At 69.5% G+C, this 17,227-nt stretch carries 17 protein-coding genes; 4 read left to right on the top strand and 13 right to left on the bottom strand.

The annotated features are described in order from the left end of the window. Nucleotides 1–248 precede the first annotated feature (248 nt). The gene (locus tag ASG40_RS03955; RefSeq protein WP_443136578.1) at nucleotides 249–1,235 is read left to right on the top strand and encodes a tyrosine recombinase XerC; all 987 of its coding nucleotides are present in this window, start codon (nucleotides 249–251) and stop codon (nucleotides 1,233–1,235) included. Here the strand turns inward: ASG40_RS03955 and ASG40_RS03950 are convergent. The 11 genes from ASG40_RS03950 to gloB all read right to left on the bottom strand — a co-directional run bounded on the left by ASG40_RS03950 (nucleotide 1,189) and on the right by gloB (nucleotide 13,973). After that, entirely contained in the window at nucleotides 1,189–1,911 is a 723-nt protein-coding gene (locus tag ASG40_RS03950; protein ID WP_055880723.1) for a glutathione S-transferase, read from the bottom strand. The genes ASG40_RS03955 and ASG40_RS03950 overlap by 47 nt on opposite strands. Before the next feature lie 63 nt (nucleotides 1,912–1,974). Continuing rightward, on the bottom strand, nucleotides 1,975–3,375 hold the full coding sequence (gene lpdA / locus ASG40_RS03945) for a dihydrolipoyl dehydrogenase (protein ID WP_055880721.1): 1,401 nt from the start codon (nucleotides 3,373–3,375) through the stop codon (nucleotides 1,975–1,977). Between the two features lie 117 nt (nucleotides 3,376–3,492). After that, entirely contained in the window at nucleotides 3,493–3,783 is a 291-nt protein-coding gene (locus tag ASG40_RS03940) for a DUF2442 domain-containing protein (protein ID WP_055880718.1), read from the bottom strand. After that, entirely contained in the window at nucleotides 3,780–4,031 is a 252-nt protein-coding gene (locus ASG40_RS20200) for a DUF4160 domain-containing protein (RefSeq protein ID WP_082523873.1), read from the bottom strand. The genes ASG40_RS03940 and ASG40_RS20200 overlap by 4 nt, the downstream gene beginning before the upstream one ends. Nucleotides 4,032–4,278: 247 nt before the next feature. After that, on the bottom strand, nucleotides 4,279–5,586 hold the full coding sequence (gene odhB / locus ASG40_RS03935) for a 2-oxoglutarate dehydrogenase complex dihydrolipoyllysine-residue succinyltransferase (RefSeq protein ID WP_055880715.1): 1,308 nt from the start codon (nucleotides 5,584–5,586) through the stop codon (nucleotides 4,279–4,281). Between the two features lie 65 nt (nucleotides 5,587–5,651). Beyond that, nucleotides 5,652–8,645 (bottom strand): 2-oxoglutarate dehydrogenase E1 component, encoded by a 2,994-nt coding sequence (locus ASG40_RS03930; protein WP_055880712.1) that lies wholly within the window; start codon nucleotides 8,643–8,645, stop codon nucleotides 5,652–5,654. A 153-nt stretch (nucleotides 8,646–8,798) separates the two neighbouring features. Next, nucleotides 8,799–9,683 carry a succinate--CoA ligase subunit alpha gene (gene sucD, locus ASG40_RS03925; RefSeq protein ID WP_055880710.1) on the bottom strand — a complete coding sequence of 295 codons (885 nt, stop codon included), beginning with the start codon at nucleotides 9,681–9,683 and terminating at the stop codon, nucleotides 8,799–8,801. A gap of 8 nt (nucleotides 9,684–9,691) precedes the next feature. Further along, nucleotides 9,692–10,888, bottom strand: a complete 1,197-nt coding sequence (gene sucC / locus ASG40_RS03920) for an ADP-forming succinate--CoA ligase subunit beta (RefSeq protein WP_055880707.1) — start codon at nucleotides 10,886–10,888, stop codon at nucleotides 9,692–9,694. 125 nt (nucleotides 10,889–11,013) lie between these two features. After that, the gene (gene mdh, locus ASG40_RS03915) at nucleotides 11,014–11,976 is read right to left on the bottom strand and encodes a malate dehydrogenase (RefSeq protein WP_055880704.1); all 963 of its coding nucleotides are present in this window, start codon (nucleotides 11,974–11,976) and stop codon (nucleotides 11,014–11,016) included. A gap of 309 nt (nucleotides 11,977–12,285) precedes the next feature. Further along, nucleotides 12,286–12,861 (bottom strand): TetR family transcriptional regulator, encoded by a 576-nt coding sequence (locus tag ASG40_RS03910; protein WP_055881309.1) that lies wholly within the window; start codon nucleotides 12,859–12,861, stop codon nucleotides 12,286–12,288. 332 nt (nucleotides 12,862–13,193) lie between these two features. Then, nucleotides 13,194–13,973 (bottom strand): hydroxyacylglutathione hydrolase, encoded by a 780-nt coding sequence (gene gloB / locus ASG40_RS03905; protein WP_055881307.1) that lies wholly within the window; start codon nucleotides 13,971–13,973, stop codon nucleotides 13,194–13,196. Nucleotides 13,974–14,123: 150 nt separating this feature from the next. On the opposite strand from gloB, the gene ASG40_RS03900 reads away from it, so the two are divergent. Next, nucleotides 14,124–14,858 (top strand): class I SAM-dependent methyltransferase, encoded by a 735-nt coding sequence (locus ASG40_RS03900; RefSeq protein ID WP_055880701.1) that lies wholly within the window; start codon nucleotides 14,124–14,126, stop codon nucleotides 14,856–14,858. Nucleotides 14,859–14,862: 4 nt separating this feature from the next. Further along, nucleotides 14,863–15,549 (top strand): MarC family protein, encoded by a 687-nt coding sequence (locus ASG40_RS03895; protein ID WP_055880698.1) that lies wholly within the window; start codon nucleotides 14,863–14,865, stop codon nucleotides 15,547–15,549. 31 nt (nucleotides 15,550–15,580) lie between these two features. Here ASG40_RS03895 and ASG40_RS03890 read toward each other — a convergent pair whose 3' ends face one another. Both ASG40_RS03890 and ASG40_RS03885 read right to left on the bottom strand, forming a co-directional pair. Next, nucleotides 15,581–15,886 (bottom strand): DUF6883 domain-containing protein, encoded by a 306-nt coding sequence (locus ASG40_RS03890; RefSeq protein ID WP_055880695.1) that lies wholly within the window; start codon nucleotides 15,884–15,886, stop codon nucleotides 15,581–15,583. Nucleotides 15,887–15,921: 35 nt separating this feature from the next. Continuing rightward, nucleotides 15,922–16,167, bottom strand: a complete 246-nt coding sequence (locus ASG40_RS03885) for a DUF4926 domain-containing protein (protein WP_156387533.1) — start codon at nucleotides 16,165–16,167, stop codon at nucleotides 15,922–15,924. 184 nt (nucleotides 16,168–16,351) lie between these two features. Between ASG40_RS03885 and dapB the strand changes: the two genes are divergently transcribed. After that, nucleotides 16,352–17,149 (top strand): 4-hydroxy-tetrahydrodipicolinate reductase, encoded by a 798-nt coding sequence (dapB, locus tag ASG40_RS03880; RefSeq protein ID WP_055880690.1) that lies wholly within the window; start codon nucleotides 16,352–16,354, stop codon nucleotides 17,147–17,149. Nucleotides 17,150–17,227: the final 78 nt, after the last annotated feature.

Raw genomic sequence — 17,227 nt, 5'->3', positions numbered from 1 at the left:
TCGACGGTTTTTTGACCCGCTGTCCATAGCCGGAGCGATACGGCGTGAGAAGCGCGTCGTGCGCCCGGTCAGACGACGATGCGGGTGCGCCGGTCGACGGCAGTGCCATAGGGACCGTAGCCGGACACCCGATGTAAACCCGCCCGACCGTAGCGTGCCGCGGCGGGGCCGCCGGTCTCGACCGATGTGGTTCCTCGCCCGGCAGGCTCTCCATGGTCCCGACGACGCTCTCCCCGAGGACCGACGCGATGGGATGGCCGGGCGACGCCGGCGTGCGGACGGCGGCACAGGCCTGGCAGGATTGCCTGGCGCGGGAACGCCGCATGGCCGGCAACACCGTCGAGGCCTACGGCCGCGACCTGCGCCAGTTCCTCCACCATCTCCAGGGGCGGCAAGGCCCTCCGGCGATCGCCGACCTCGTCGCCCTGAAACCCCGCGACCTGCGCGCCTTCATGGCCGCGCGGCGCGCCGAGGGCGTCGGCGGGCGCTCGCTGATGCGGGCCCTGGCGGGCTTGCGCTCGTTCGCGCGACATCTGGAACGCGACGGTCACGGCACCGTGGCGGCGCTCGGCGCCGTGCGGTCGCCCAAGGTCGAGCGGCGCCTGCCCCGGCCGATCCCGATCGCGGCGGCCCGCGCCATGACCGGAGCCGATGTGCGGGCCGGCGAGACCCGCGAGCCCTGGATCCTCGCCCGCGACGCCGCCGTCTTGGCGCTCCTCTACGGCTCGGGTCTTCGCATCTCCGAGGCCCTCGGCCTGGCGCGGCGCGATGCGCCGGTGCCCGGCATCGACGCCGTGACGGTGACCGGCAAGGGCGACAAGCAGCGGATGGTGCCGGTGCTGCCGGTGGTGGCCGAGGCGGTGGCCGCCTACCTCGCCGCCTGCCCGCACCCGCTGCCCGGCGAGGGGCCGCTGTTCGTGGGGGCGAGGGGCGGGCCGCTGTCGCCGCGGATCATCCAATATGCGGTTGCCGCGATGCGGGCCGGCCTCGGCCTTCCCGACAGCGCCACGCCGCACGCCCTGCGCCACTCCTTCGCGACCCACCTGCTCGGCCGCCAGGGCGAGTTGCGGGCGATCCAGGAGCTGCTCGGCCACGCCTCGCTCTCGACGACCCAGCTCTACACGCGGGTCGATGCCGCCCGCCTGATGGAGGCGTTCGACGCGGCGCACCCGCGGGCCGGCACGGCGCCTATCCGTCCAGCTCCGGGTAGCGCCGAAAGATCCCGTCCTCGTTGAACGGAATCCGACGCGGTCCGGCGAGATAAGCGGCGATCCGCGGGCGCGCGGGAACCGCGGCGTGGAGCGCGCTCAGGTGCGGGCTCTCGCGGAGTTCGGCGCGGGCGGCGCGAGGGAAGGCGTAGAGCAGGCCCTCCACCAGCTGGAACAGCGACAGGTCGGCATAGGTGAGCGCGCGTCCGACGAGGTGACGGCCGCCGTTGCGGGCGAGCAGGTGCTCGAACCAGGCGAAGAATTCCGGGATGCGCTCGCGGCGGAAGTGTTCGGCCCGCCGCAGGGCCTCCGGCCTCTGGTCCTCGTAGGCGAGGCCGACGGCGATCGGGTGATGGGTGTCGTGGGCCTCCGTCACCATGTCGGCGACGGTGAGCTGGATCTGGTGCGTCCAGAGTCGGTCGGCCTCCGACTGCGGCACCAGCCCGAGGCGGGGCCCGAGATAGAGCAGGATCGCCGCGGTCTGGCCGATGGTCACCGTCCCGTCCTTCAGGACGGGGAGGGCGAAGGACGGGCGTGCGACCGTGGGGTCCTGCAGCCGCGCTACCAACGCGCCGAGCCCGCCGCCTTCCGCCTCGTCGCAGCGGGCGACGTCCACATAGGCGGCACCGGCCTCCTCCAGGGCGAGGCGGACGAACTCGCCGCGCCCCAGGATGGTGGGCCAGTCATGCAGCTCGTAGGGCACGATGCGGGTTCCGCGAGGGTGGCCGGCGGTCCTGCGACGGAAACCGGCGGTCGAGCGGCGCTCTCAGATGTGGATCGCCCGCTTGCCCACCGCCAGGGCCGCTTCCTTGACCGCCTCGGTGAGCGTCGGGTGGGCGTGGCAGGTGCGGGCCACGTCCTCGGCGCTCGCCCCGAACTCCATCGCCACCGCCACCTCGGCGATGAGGTTGCCGGCGTCCGCCCCGACGATGTGGACGCCCAGCACCCGGTCGGTCCTGGCGTCGGCCAGGATCTTCACGAAGCCGTCGGTGGTGTGGTTGACCTTGGCGCGGCCGTTGGCCGTGAAGGGGAACTTGCCGGTGTTGTAGCCGATCCCGTCCTTCTTCAGCTCCTCCTCGGTTTTCCCCACCGAGGCGACCTCCGGATAGGTGTAGACCACGTTGGGGATGACGCCGTAGTTCACGTGGCCCGATTGGCCGGCGAGGAGTTCGGCCACCGCCACGCCTTCGTCCTCGGCCTTGTGGGCCAGCATCGGCCCACTGATGACGTCGCCGATGGCGTAGATGCCGGTGACGTTGGTGGCGTAGTGGCTGTCGGTCTGGATCCGGCCCTTGTTGTCGAGGCCGACCCCCACCGTGTCGAGGCCGAGGCCCTCGGTGTAGGGCACCCGCCCCACCGCCACCAGCACCACGTCGGCCGCCAGGGTCTCGGGCTCGCCGCCGGCGGCCGGCTCCACGGTGACCGCCGCCGCCCCGGCCGCGACCTCGACGCCGGTGACCTTCGAGGACAGCTTGAAGGCGATGCCCTGCTTGCCCAGGATGCGCTGGAACTGCTTGGCGGTTTCGCCGTCCATACCCGGCAGGATCCGGTCGAGGTATTCGACCACCGTGACGTCGGAGCCCAGCCGCCGCCAGACCGAGCCGAGTTCGAGGCCGATGACGCCGGCACCGATGATGAGGAGCTTTTTCGGCACGCTCTTGAGGTCGAGGGCGCCGGTGGAGGAGACCACCACCGTCTCGTCGATGGTGACGCCGGGCAGCCGCGTCACGTCCGAGCCCGTGGCGATGACCACGTTCTTGGCCTCCAGCATCTGGTTGCCGCCGTCCTCCGACAGCACCTCGACCCGGCCGGCACCCGCCAACCGGCCGGTGCCGCGATAGGTGTCGATGCCGTTCTTCTTGAGCAGGTATTCGACGCCCTTGGTGTTGCCGTCGACGCCGTCCTGCTTGAACGCCATCATCTTGGCGAGGTCGAGCTTGGGGGCATTCACGATCACGCCCATGTCGGCGAAATGCGTACCCGCCTCCTCGAACGCCTCCGAGGCGTGGAGCAGGGCCTTGGACGGGATGCATCCGACGTTGAGGCAGGTGCCGCCATGCGTCGCCCGCTTTTCCACCACCGCCGTCTTCAGGCCGAGCTGCGCGGCGCGAATGGCGCAGACGTAACCGCCGGGGCCGGTGCCGATGACGACGAGATCGTAGGACATGGTCTTCCTTCAACAGCTGTCGCGACATCGGGCGACCACCGCGTTTTGCAGCCCGGCATCACGGTTCGGCAGAATCGGTATGGCTCGTGGACGAACCATCCGGCAGCACGGTCGGGATCACCCGACCATCAGCTTGTGGATCTCGGCCTGACGCTCGCAGTCTCGCCTCAGCGAGTCGGCTCCGAAGTCGAGAGTGTAACCGCTCTCGTCCGTCCACGAGATGGAGTGCCCGTACTCGTCGACGCGCACGCCCGAGAAATTCTCAGGGTCCTGCAGCCAGGTGAACACCTTGCCGCGGGCGATGAGCGGACGAAGATCGATGACGCCTTCATAGCCGTCCAGGAAGATCAGCTTGAGCACACCATGGATGACGGGCTCGGCGGTTGCGACCCGAGGCAGCTTCTTCATGCGATCGGCTCAACTTTCTCATGTGCTGTCGCCCGAACGAAAGCGAGGCTCAGGTGGCGTTGTCGCGACAAAGCCCAGTCCAGAATTGTCCGTCGTTTTGCAATCGGAAGAAACCCTTCTGTCACCGTGAGGCTTGCGATGTCGATGACGGCCCGATGCTCGGCGATTTCGGCATGAAAATGAGGCGGCGGGTGTTCGTTCGCGTAGAACATGATGCGGACACCATCCACCTTCGCAACGACCGGCATCCGTCATGCCCCTCGTACGGCTCGGGATGGACGAACGAACCTCTCGGCTGACACACACACGCCTCATCCCGCGGAGCGGCGAAGTGTTTGGACGATCGACTGCGAGAAGAGAAAAACAGGGGAAACGAGGGCAGCTATCGCGGCTGAATCGAGAATGAGCACGACAATCAATGTTGCGGGAGGGAAATCCGTGTCGGCGGCCATGGCCGGTGAGATTGCCATTGCAACAGCCGCCGACATCATCGTGTCACAGATCCAGCACGAGCCGGGCCGGATCCTCCAGCGCCTCCTTCACCCGCACCAGGAAGGTCACCGCCTCCTTCCCGTCGACGATGCGGTGGTCGTAGGAGAGGGCGAGATACATCATCGGCCGCGCCTCGATCTTGCCGGCTCGTACGACCGGGCGCTCCTCGATGCGGTGCATGCCCAGGATGCCCGACTGCGGGGCGTTGAGGATCGGGGTCGACATCAGCGAGCCGTAGATGCCGCCGTTGGTGATGGTGAAGGTGCCGCCCTGCATCTCGTCGATGGAGAGCTTTCCGTCGCGCGCCTTTTTCCCGTAGCCGGCAATCGTCTTCTCGATCCCGGCGATGGAGAGGTCGTCGGCGTCGCGCACCACCGGCACCACGAGGCCCTTGTCGGTCCCCACGGCGATGCCGATGTGGTAGTAGTTCTTGTAGACGAGGTCGGTCCCGTCGATCTCGGCGTTCACCGCCGGCACGTCCTTGAGCGCGCCGATCACCGCCTTGGTGAAGAAGCCCATGAAGCCGAGCTTGGTGCCGTGCTTCTTCTCGAACATGTCCTTGTACTGGGCGCGCAGGGCCATCACGGCGCCCATGTCGACGTCGTTGAACGTCGTCAGCATCGCCGCCGTGTCCTGGGCGTCCTTGAGGCGCCGGGCGATGGTCTGGCGGAGCTTGGACATCTTCACGCGCTCTTCGCGCGCGGCGTCGTCGGGCTTCGAGGCCGGACGCGGCGCCGGAGCCTTGGCCTCGCGGGCCGGCGCCGCGGCGGGGGTCGGCCCCTTGGCCGTGGCATCGATCATGTCGCCCTTGGTCACGCGGCCGTCCTTGCCGGTGCCGGCGAGGGTCGCGGGATCGATGCCGGTTTCGCGCGCCATCTTGGCCACCGCCGGGCCGTTGTCGCCTGAGGGGCGCGCGGCGGGCGATGCGCCCTCGCCGTGGTTGCCGTAGCCGGCCGAGGACTCGGTGGCGGGCGCGGAATCAGCCGGCTTCGCGCCTTCGGACCGGGACTCCGGCTTGGTCTCCGTCGCCTTCGCCTCGGCCTTCTTCGGCGCGGGCTTGGCCCCGCCCGCCCCCGCCTCGACGATCGAGCCGAGCAGGGCGCCGGGCTCCACCGTCTCACCGTCCTTGGCGACGATCTCGCCGAGTTCGCCGGCGGCCGGCGCGTTGACCTCGAGGGTGACCTTGTCGGTCTCGAGTTCCACCAGCGGCTCGTCGGCCGCCACGATGTCGCCCGGCTTCTTGAACCAGCGGCCGATCGTGGCCTCGCTCACGGATTCGCCGAGCGTCGGGACGAGGATGTCGGTTGCCATGTGGTTTCGTCCCCGGAGGGTTGGGGCCGCGGCGGGCGCGGCCTGACAAGGAGAGGGCGCGGCCGTCAGACGGCCAGCGCCTCGTTGAGGAAGGCCGCGAGCTGCGCCTGGTGCTTGGAGAGCAGGCCCACCGCGGTGGAGGCCGAGGCCGGGCGGCCGACGTAGCGGGCGCGCTTCACCGAGGCGCCGGCCTGGCCGAGCACCCATTCGAGGTAGGGCTCGACGAAGGCCCAGGGACCCATGTTCTTGGGTTCCTCCTGGCACCACACCACCTCGGCGTTGCGGAAGCGGGCCATCTCCGTGGCCAGCGCCTTCAGGGGGAACGGGTAGAGCTGCTCGACGCGCATCAGGTAGACGTCGCTGAGCCCGCGCTTCTCGCGCTCGTCAAACAGGTCGTAATAGACCTTGCCCGAGCACAGCACGACGCGGCGGATCTTCTCGTCGCGCACCAGCTTGATGCCGTCCGGCTCGTGCTGGGCATCGTCCCACAGGATGCGGTGGAAGGTCGAGCCCTCCGCCAGCATGTCGAGGTTCGACACCGCCTTCTTGTGGCGCAGCAAGGACTTGGGCGTCATCAGCACCAGCGGCTTGCGGAACTCGCGGTTGAGCTGGCGCCGCAGGATGTGGAAGTAGTTCGAGGGCGTGGTCACGTTGGCGACCTGCATGTTGTCCTCGGCGCACATCTGCAGGAAGCGCTCCAGGCGGGCGGAGGAATGCTCCGGCCCCTGGCCCTCGTAGCCGTGCGGCAGCAGCAGGGTCAGGCCCGACATGCGCAGCCACTTGCGCTCGCCGCTCGAGATGAACTGGTCGATCACCACCTGCGCGCCGTTGGCGAAATCGCCGAACTGCGCCTCCCACAGCACCAGGGCGTTGGGCTCGGCCAGGGAGTAGCCGTACTCGAACCCGAGCACCGCCTCCTCGGAGAGCATCGAGTTGATGACCTCGAGGCTGGCCTGGCCCTCGCGGATCGAGTTCAGCGAGGTGTAGCGCTGCTCGTTTTCCTGGTCGATCACCACGGCGTGGCGCTGCGAGAAGGTGCCGCGCTCGACGTCCTGCCCCGAGAGGCGGACGCGGTGGCCCTCGATCAGCATCGAGCCGAAGGCCAGCGCCTCGGCGGTGGCCCAGTCGATCCCCTTGCCGGTCTCCACCGCCTTGGCGCGGTTGTCGAAGAACCGCTGGATGGTGCGGTGGAGGTGGAAGCCCGGCGGCGGCGTGGTGATGCGCTGGGCGATCTCGCGCAGCGTCTCGGCCGGCACGCTGGTCTTGCCCCGGCGGGGATCGTCCACGTCCTCGCGCACCGCCTTGAAGCCGGACCAGCGGCCATCGAGCCAATCGGCCTTGTTGGCCTTGTAGTTGCCGGCGACCTCGAGCTCGCCGTCGAGGATGGCACGGAACGCCGCCTTGCGCTCGGCCAGCTGCTCCTCGGTGATCACGCCGTCGGCGACGAGGCGCTTGCCGTAGGTCTCCAGCGCGGTCGGATGCTTGCGGATGCGCTGGTACATCTTGGGCTGGGTGAAGGCCGGCTCGTCACCCTCGTTGTGGCCGAAGCGCCGGTAGCACAGCATGTCGATGACCACCGGCTTGCCGAACTTCTGGCGGTACTCGGTGGCGATCTTGGCGGCGAAAGTCACCGCCTCGGGGTCGTCGCCGTTGCAGTGGAAGATCGGCGCCTCCACCATCTTGGCGACATCCGACGGATAGGGCGAGGAGCGCGAGAACCGCGGGTCGGTGGTGAAGCCGATCTGGTTGTTGATGATGAAGTGGATCGAGCCGCCGGTGCGGTGGCCCTTGAGGCCCGACAGGCCGAGGCACTCGGCCACCACGCCCTGGCCCGCGAAGGCGGCGTCGCCGTGGATGAGGAGCGGCATCACGCTGGTGCGCTGCACGTTCGGCTTGGCGCGCTGGTCCTGCTTGGCGCGCACCTTCCCCAGCACCACCGGATCGACGATCTCGAGGTGGGACGGGTTGGCGGTGAGCGAGAGGTGGACGTTGTTGTCGTCGAAGGTGCGGTCGGACGAGGCACCGAGGTGGTACTTCACGTCGCCCGAGCCCTCGACCTCGGCCGGGTTCGCCGAGCCGCCCTTGAACTCGTTGAACACCGCCCGGAAGGGCTTGGCCATCACGTTGGTGAGCACGTTCAGCCGGCCGCGGTGGGCCATGCCGAGGACGATCTCCTTCACGCCGAGCGCGCCACCGCGCTTGATGATCTGCTCCAGGGCCGGAATCATCGATTCCGAGCCGTCGAGGCCGAAGCGCTTGGTGCCGGTGTACTTGAGGTCGAGGAACTTCTCGAAGCCCTCGGCCTCGATCAGCTTGTTGAGGATCGCGCGCTTGCCCTCGGGCGTGAACGAGATCTCCTTGCCCCGGCCCTCGATGCGCTCCTGGATCCACGCCTTCTCGGTGGGATCGGAGATGTGCATGAACTCGACGCCGAGCGTCTGGCAGTAGGTCCGCTCCAGGATCTCGACGATCTCGCGGATGGTCGCGTATTCGAGGCCGAGCACGTTGTCGAGGAAGATCGGGCGGTCCCAATCCGCCTCCTCGAAACCGTAGTGCTGGGGGTGCAGCTCGGCCTGGTCGCCGCGCTGGGCGAGGCCGAGGGGGTCGAGCTTGGCGTGGAGATGGCCACGCATGCGGTAGGCGCGGATCAGCATGATCGCGCGCACGGAATCCTTGGTCGCCTGCTCGATGGAGGCGGCGCTGGCGGCCGGGGCCGCGGCCCCGTTGGCGGCCTTGGGCTCCACCTTCGCCGTGTCGGATTTGGCGCGGATCTTGTCGCCGATCGCCTTCTCGACCGTGGCCCAGTTGCCGTCCAGCGCCGAGACGATCTCGCCGTTGGCCTGCACCGGCCAGTGCGGCTTCTCCCAGGATGCGCCGGCGGCGTTCTTCTCGGCCAGCGCCCTGTCGTCGCCCAGCGACTTGAAGAACGCGGCCCAGGCCGGATCCACCGAGGCCGGATCGCGGAAATAGTCCGCCTGCAGGGCCTCGATGTAGGCGGCGTTGCCGCCGGTGAGGAAGGAAGTCCCGAGCGCCGTGTCGTTCGCGTCCATCCGTGCCATCGGTCGTTCATCCTGCCGCTGGAGAGCCCGCCCCTCGGGCCCTCGTCCGGGTCGGCCCCGACCCGGGTTGTCGATCGATGCGGGGCTCAACCCAGCATCGCCATCTTCATATAGGTGCGGCGCACCGGAATGCACCGCACCGCAAACGCGGCCTCAACCCTTCAGCACCTCGACGAGGGTCGAACCGAGGCGGGCCGGCGAGGGCGAGACCCGGATGCCGGCCGCTTCCATGGCGGCGATCTTGTCCTCGGCGCCGCCCTTGCCGCCGGAGATGATGGCGCCGGCGTGCCCCATGCGCCGGCCCGGAGGCGCGGTGCGCCCCGCGATGAAGCCGACCATCGGTTTCTTGCGGCCGCGCTTGGCCTCGTCGGCGAGGAACTGCGCCGCTTCCTCCTCGGCCGAGCCGCCGATCTCGCCGATCATCACGATCGATTCGGTCCTGTCGTCAGCAAGGAACAGTTCGAGCATGGCGATGAACTCGGTGCCCTTGACCGGATCGCCGCCGATACCCACCGCCGTGGTCTGGCCGAGCCCCGCGTTCGAGGTCTGGAACACGGCCTCGTAGGTCAGGGTGCCCGAGCGCGAGACGATGCCCACCGAGCCGCGCTTGAAGATGTTAGCCGGCATGATGCCGATCTTGCACTCGCCCGCCGTGACGATGCCGGGACAGTTCGGCCCGACGAGGCGAGACTTCGAGCCTTCCAGCGCGCGCTTGACCCGCACCATGTCGAGCACCGGGATGCCCTCCGTGATGCAGACGATCAGCGGGATCTCGGCCTGGATCGCCTCGCAGATGGCGTCGGCCGCGCCCGGCGGCGGCACGTAGACGACGGAGGCATCCGCACCCGTCGCCTCGCGGGCCTCGGCCACCGTGTCGAAGACCGGCAGGTTGAGGTGCTTGGAACCGCCTTTGCCGGGCGAGGTGCCGCCGACCATCTTGGTGCCGTAGGCGATGGCCTGCTCGGAGTGGAAGGTCCCGTTCTTGCCGGTGAAGCCCTGGCAGATGACCTTGGTGTTCGCGTCGATCAGGATGGACATGGGTACTCTCAGCCCTTCTTCACGGCGGCGACGATCTTCTGGGCGGCGTCGTCGAGGTCGTCGGCCGAGATCACGTTCAGCCCCGAGTTGCGGATGATGTCCTTGCCCTGCTCGACGTTGGTGCCCTCCAGGCGCACCACCAGCGGCACCTGCAGGCCCACCGCCTTCACCGCAGCGATGACGCCGCGGGCGATGACGTCGCACTTCATGATCCCGCCGAAGATGTTGACGAGGATGCCCTTCACCTGCGGGTCGGCGGTGATGATCTTGAAGGCCGCGGTGACCTTCTCCTCGCTCGCGCCGCCGCCGACGTCGAGGAAGTTGGCCGGCTCCTCGCCGTAGAGCTTGATGATGTCGAGGGTCGCCATGGCGAGGCCCGCGCCGTTGACCATGCAGCCGATGGTGCCGTCGAGGGCGATGTAGGCGAGGTCGTATTTCGAGGCCTCGATCTCCTTGGCGTCCTCCTCGGTCTCGTCGCGCAGGGCCACGATGTCGGGGTGGCGGTAGAGGGCGTTGGAATCGAACGAGATCTTGGCGTCCAGGCATTTGAGATGGCCGTCGCCGGTGAGCACCAGCGGGTTGATCTCGAGCATGCTCATGTCCTTGGCGGTGAACGCCGTATAGAGCCTGGTGACGAGATCGCCCGCTTCCTTGGCCTGCGGGCCGGTGAGCCCGAGGGTCTTGGCGACGAGGCGGCCGTGGTGGGGCATCACGCCGGTGGCCGGATCGACCGAGAAGGTGACGATCTTCTCCGGCGTCTCGTGGGCCACCGTCTCGATGTCCATGCCGCCCTCGGTGGAGACCACGAAGGCGACCTTGCCGGTCTCGCGGTCCACCAGCATCGAGAGGTAGAACTCCGCCTCGATCTGGGCGCCCTCCTCGATATAGAGGCGGTTGACCTGCTTGCCGGCCTCGCCGGTCTGGATCGTCACCAGGGTCTCGCCGAGCATTTCGCCGGCAAACTGCTTGACCTCGTCGATGGACTTGGTGACGCGCACGCCGCCCTTGGCCCCGGCCGGCGCGCCCTTGAACGTGCCCTTGCCGCGCCCGCCCGCATGGATCTGCGACTTCACCACCCAGACCGGGCCGCCCAGTTCCCTGGCGGCGGCCTCGGCCTCCTCGGCCTTGAAGATCGGAACGCCGCGCGAGACCGGCAGGCCGAATTCCTTGAGCACCGCCTTGGCCTGGTATTCGTGGATGTTCATCGCAACCTCTTTTGGATGGGGCGAATAGGGAGTAGCGAATAGGGAATAGTCATCGAGAAAGCGGAAGCGGATCGGCGAGCCTGAAACCTGCTATTCGCCACTCACTATTCGCTATTCGCCCATTGTCACGCCAATGCCGGATTGATGCCCTTGCACGCCTCGAGCAGCGTCTTTACCGCGCCCACCGACTTGTCGAACATCGCCTTCTCGTCGGGCGTGAACTCCACCTCGAGGATGCGCTCGACGCCGTTTGCGCCGATGACGATCGGCACGCCGACGTACATGCCGTCGATGCCGTATTCGCCGGAGAGATGGGCGGCGCAGGGCAGCACCCGGCGCTTGTCGCGCAGGTAGCTCTCGGCCATGGCGATGGCCGACGCCGCCGGGGCGTAGAAGGCCGAGCCGGTCTTGAGGAGGTTGACGATCTCGCCGCCCCCTTTACGGGTGCGCTCGACCATGGCGTCGAGCTTCTCCTGGGTCGTCCAGCCGAGCTTGACCAGGTCAGGCAGCGGCACGCCGGCCACGGTGGAGTAGCGCACCAGCGGCACCATGTCGTCGCCGTGGCCGCCGAGCACGAAGGCGGTGACGTCCTCCACCGAAACCTTGAACTCGTCCGCGAGGAAGTGGCGGAAGCGGGCGGAATCGAGCACGCCGGCCATGCCGACCACCTTGTTCGTGGGCAGGCCCGAGAACTTCTGCAGCGCCCAGACCATGGCATCGAGGGGGTTGGTGATGCAGATCACGAACGCGTCCGGCGCGTGGTTCTTGATGCCGGTGCCGACGGCCTCCATCACCTTGAGGTTGATGCCGATGAGGTCGTCGCGGCTCATGCCGGGCTTCCTCGGCACGCCGGCGGTGACGATCACCACGTCGGCGCCGCTGATCGCGGCGTAATCGCTGGCGCCGGAGTAATGGGCGTCGAAGCCGTCGACGGGAGCCGATTCGGCGATGTCGAGGCCTTTGCCCTGGGGCACGCCGTCGGCGATGTCGAACAGGACGACGTCGCCGAGTTCCTTCAGGCCCGCCAGATGCGCGAGGGTTCCGCCGATCTGCCCGGCGCCGATGAGCGCGATCTTGCTGCGTGCCATGAAAAACGACCTCCGATGGTGATGGCTGCCCACGGTTGCGATGCCGAGCCGTCGGTCGTCGAACCGCGGACCGGGCTTCCCGCCCGCTCTCGTTGCGCCGGGGTGTGGCGGAAAAGGCGCGCCGCTTCAAGCCGACGGGAGGCGAGGGAAAGCAGGGTTCGGGCCAGCCGGCGCCCGGCAGGGTTTTCGATGCCCCGAAGAACGCGAGGCTTCCCAGTCTCTTAGGGCGAGGACGGCGATATCGCTTCGGCGGCGAAGCAGTCGTGACAGCGGGTCGGATCTGTCACTTCGGCAGCGGCGGGCCGGAGGTCAGAGCTGGCCGGAACGCAGGCTGCGCTGAATCGCCTGGATCACCACGCCGAAGCGCAGATCGACGAGGTCGCGCGGCAGGTCGGCGTCGTTCTGGATCGCGAGGGGGTGGGTGAAGCGGTAGCTCGCATCGAAGATGTAGGCGATGGCCCGCTCGCGGTCGCGGGCGACGAAAGCCCCGGCGCCGATGCCTTCCTCGACCACCCGCTCGACCAGGTTGCGCAGGCGGACCCGGTGCCGGCGGGCGATCGGCCGTGCCGCCACCGCGGCATCGAGGTGGACCGCGAAGAGATGGGGCGCCTGCGACAGGGTCTCGCGCTGGGCCGCGGCCAGGGCGGTGAGGAGCCGCTCGATCTTGTCGTCGGCGGGGTCCGGCGCGTCGGCGATCCGGGCGAGCTCGGCCTCGACGTCGCGCAGCCAGCGCCCGACCACGGCGTCGAGGAGCGCGTCCTTCGAGGGGAAGTAGCGATAGACGTTGGCGTGGGTCATGCCGGCCTCGGCGGCCACCGCGACGACGGTGACGCGCTTGGGACCCAGCCGGGCGAGATGGTCCGAGGCGATGGCGAGCAGGCGCACGTCGGCCGAGACCGTGGCCGGGCGCGACCGGAGGGCGACCCGCAGCGGCCGGACCGCAGGGGGGACGGACGCCTCCGGTGCCGACTCGGCCGGGGTGGGGACGGGCTCGCCCAAGACGGCCAGCTCCTGGACCGGCTCTTGGACCGGCCCCTGCGGCACCGCCGCGACCACGGCGACGGGCGTCGTGGATCGCTTGGTGAAGGCATCCCGTCCGCGGGCCGCCGCGTTCCGGTGGGCGCGCGCCCGCATCGGCACCATGTCCTCTTCGAAAGGCGGCCGGCACGCAGACCGTGTATCCGCGCCCGGCAGCCCTGAGTCAGTCGCATAGCCTGTCAGAACCGGTTCTTCCAGGCCCGCAGGGCGGTGAAAACCTCCACCGGTGCCGCCTGCGCGGAAAGATTCACGGCTTTGGCGAGGGTCGCCTGGTCGGATCGCAGGAACGGGTTGGTGGCGCGCTCCATCCCGATGGTGGTCGGGATCAGAAACCGGCCTTCGCCGGCCGCCGCCTCGGCCTCGGCCATGCGCGCGGCGAGGGCGGCATTGTCGGGCTCGGCGGCCAGCGCGAAGCGCGCGTTGGCCAGCACGTAGTCGTGGCCGCTGTAGACCTGCGTCGCGTCGGGCAGGGCCAGGAACCGGCTCAGGGAGTGCCACAGCACCTCCGGCGGCCCTTCGAGAATGCGGCCGCAGCCCAGGGTGAACAGGGTGTCGCCGGCGAAGGCGACCCCGGCCTGCCCGAACACGTAGGAGACGTGGTCGTCGCAATGGCCCGGCGTCTCCCAGACCTCGGCGTCGAGCTCGCCGATTCGCACGACGTCGCCCTCCTTCACGGTCCGGTCGACCTCAGGCACCGCGCCACCCGCCTTGAGCGGCGCCGTGACCTTGGCGCCGGTGCGCCGCTTGACCTCGGGGATGCCCTCGACGTGGTCGCCGTGGCGGTGGGTGACCAGGATGTCGGTCAGCGTCCAACCGGTCTCGTCGAGGGCGGCCAGCACCGCGGCGGCCTCGGGCACGTCGATGGCGGCGCAGGCCCCGGTGGCGGGATCGCGCAGGAGCACGCCGATGTTGTCGCTGCGGCAGGGGAAGGTGCGGATCTCGGGGCGAGGGTCGGTCATGGTGGGGTTCACTCCATCGTTCGGCGGTCGAAGAACATGAGGTAGAGCAGGCGGTTCCGTGCGCAGCGCGGGTTGCCGGGCGCGCCCGCGATCCCCATTGATGGCCCTCGTCGGGCTTCCACGGCCCGGACGGGCCGGAACCGCAACGCCATGCGTCTCGACGTCACCGATCTGCGCGCCTTCTACGCCACGCCGCTCGGCAGCGTGACCCACCGCATCGTCGGCCGCGCGGTCCACGGCTTCCTCGGCTCCGTCTCCGGCCTGAGGGTGCTCGGGCTCGGCTACGCGACCCCCTACCTCACCACCGTGCATTGCATCGCCGAGCGCACGCTGGCCTTCATGCCCGCCACGCAGGGCGTGGTGAACTGGCCGGGCAGCGGCCGCTCGGCCTCGGCGCTCGCCGACCTGACGATGATGCCCCTGCCGGAGGCGGCGGTGGACCGCGTCATCCTGGTCCATGCCCTCGAATCGGTGGAGAGCCCCACCGAACTGCTGCAGGAGGTCTGGCGGGTGTTGACGCCGGGGGGGCGCATGATCCTCGTCGTGCCCAACCGCCGTGGCGTCTGGGCCCGGCGCGAGGCGACGCCGTTCGGCCACGGCCAGCCCTACAGCCGCTCGCAGCTCGGCCGGCTGATGCGCAGCACCCTGTTCTCGCCGGAGGGCTGGGCCGAGACCCTGTACATGCCACCGGTGGAGAGCCGCCTGTGGCTGCGCACCGCCGGGGCCTGGGAGCGGTTCGGCACCGGCCTGTCGCTGCCCTTCGCCGGGCTGCACGTGGTCGACGCGACCAAGCAGCTGTATCGTCCGATTCCCGTGCATCAGGTCCGGCGCAGCACCCTGCGCGCGCCCGCCCGGGTCCTGGTCCCCGCTCCCTCACCGGGATGACGCGATGACCGACGCCATCAGCCTGGAAGCCGGGGTCGCGAGCTTCCTCCTGGCGCTCTCGACCCTGTTCTCCATCGTCAACCCGGTGGGGGCCGCCCTCATCTTCGCGCAGGTGACGGCGCAGAACAGCCATGCCGAGCGCCTCGAACTCGCCCGGCGGATCGGCTTCTACGCGGCGCTGATCATGCTGGCCGCGCTCTGGGCCGGGGCGCCGATCCTCAACTTCTTCGGCGTCTCGCTGGCGGCCCTGCGGATCGCCGGCGGCCTCGTGGTCGGCGCCTCGGCGTGGACGCTGCTGCGCGCACCCGAGGCCCGCGAGGCGCGCAAGCACGCCGAGGCGCAGGAGCCGACCGGCAACCTCGCCGAGATCGCCTTCTTCCCCCTCACCCTGCCCTTCACCACCGGCCCCGGCACCATCGCGGTGGCGATCGCGCTGGGCTCGAACCGGCCGCCGGCCGGGCCGGAATCCGTCGGCTTCTTCGTGGGCGTGTCGCTCGCCGCCCTCGTCATCGCCGCGATGGTGCGCATCGCCTACGGCTCGGCCGACCGGGTCGTCTCGCTGATCGGCCCGGGCCGGGCGCGGGTACTCGGCCGGCTCTCGGCCTTCCTGCTCCTGTGCGTCGGCACCCAGATCTTCCTCAACGGCGTCGTCGACGTGCTCGGGCCGCTGCTGGCGGGGCGGAAGTCGTGACGGACCGTCGACGGAGGACCCTCGCGTGGCATCACCGGTCGGGATAGGCCGTGATGAAGCGAGCGGTGTTGTGCGCTTCGGCGAGCCAGACGGTCCTGATCCGAGGATTTCGACCGTCGGGAGTCCTGATCGGGCCTGCGTAGACGAGTCGGATGTCGCCAGCCTTCCCGACGACGCGTCCGGCGAAATGGTCGGGCACGGCATGGTCGAGGATGGCCCGGCCCAGCGTCTCGGGGTCGCTGACGCTGAACCCGAAAGCTAGGAAGAACTGCGCCTTGGGTCCGCCCAATGCATGGTGGAGGTTGAGGAGGTACCCGACGATCTTGGCAGGGTTCACGACAAGATGTGTGGGCCGATCGCTGGTCGGTGCCCTCACGCTCGGGCGGCACCCGCTCGCACAAGCTCATCCGCCATGACGGTGGCGAGCGTTCCGGGAGGCTCGCTGAACTCGACGATGTAGGCGATCCCGTCGCGAACGACGGCCACGACCGTGCCGTCCGTGCCCGCCGTCAGGACGGCGCCATCGTCGGCGGACACGTCGCTCAGGAGCACCACCTCGTCCAGATCCTTCAGACCCGTCCGCGGCTCGTCCTTTCGCGACAGATCCTGCTTTCGCACTAGGTCTCGGGCTGCGCTCGTCATGCGAAAACGATACGCCGTTCCCCATGCCGTGCAAGGTCCCCGCGCCCCTGCCTCCTCGATCCCCTCGTCTTTGCAGAGTCTTGGCCGAGCAGAGTCTTGGCCGAGCCTTGGCAGAGCCGGCCCCAGGCTGTACCGCCAGCCGGAACGGTCGGAGGACAGCATGCGGCTCGTGGTGGTGGGCGCCGACGGGCGCATGGGGCGGATGCTGATCCGCGCAGTGGCCGAGGCCGAGGGCTGCACGCTGTCGGGGGCGATCGAGCGCGAGGGCTCGCCCGCGCTGGGCCAGGATGCCGGGACGCTGGCCGGCATCGGGGCGCTCGGCGTGCCCGTCACCGACGATCCGCTGCCGGTCTTCGCCGCCGCCGAGGGCGTGCTCGACTTCACCGTGCCTGCGGCCACCATCGTCTTTGCCGAACTCGCCGCCCAGGCGCGGATCGTCCACGTGGTCGGCACCACCGGGATGGACGAGGCCCACCTCGCCAGGCTGGCGGCCGCGGCCCATCACGCCAGGATCGTGCGCTCGGGCAACATGTCCCTCGGGGTCAACCTCGTGGCCGGGCTGGTGCGCAAGGTCGCCGCGGCCCTCGGCGAGGACTTCGACATCGAGATCGTCGAGATGCACCACCGCATGAAGGTGGATGCGCCGTCCGGCACCGCGCTGCTCCTCGGCGAGGCGGCGGCGGAGGGGCGCGGCGTGGCGCTCCCCGACGTGCGCGTCTCGACCCGCGACGGCCACACCGGCGCGCGCCGACCCGGCGACATCGGGTTCGCCACCCTGCGCGGCGGCAGCGTGGTCGGCGACCACAGCGTGGTCTTCGCCGGCCCCGGCGAGCGCATCACGCTTTCCCACCACGCCGAGGACCGCGCCATCTTCGCCCGCGGCGCGGTGCGCGCGGCGCGATGGGCCTTCGCCCGGCCGCCGGGCCTCTACGGCATGGCCGACGTGCTCGGGCTCTGATAGACGCGCTCGGCAAACGGCGCCCGCGTCATCGCGCGTTCAGGCTCGGGCAGGCATCAGCCTTGGCGGCGCACGTTT

This window comes from Methylobacterium sp. Leaf399 (assembly GCF_001424525.1).
Lineage (GTDB): Bacteria > Pseudomonadota > Alphaproteobacteria > Rhizobiales > Beijerinckiaceae > Methylobacterium.
The sequence above is the reverse complement of the archived record's forward strand: the minus strand, read 5'-3'. Positions and strand labels throughout refer to the sequence as shown.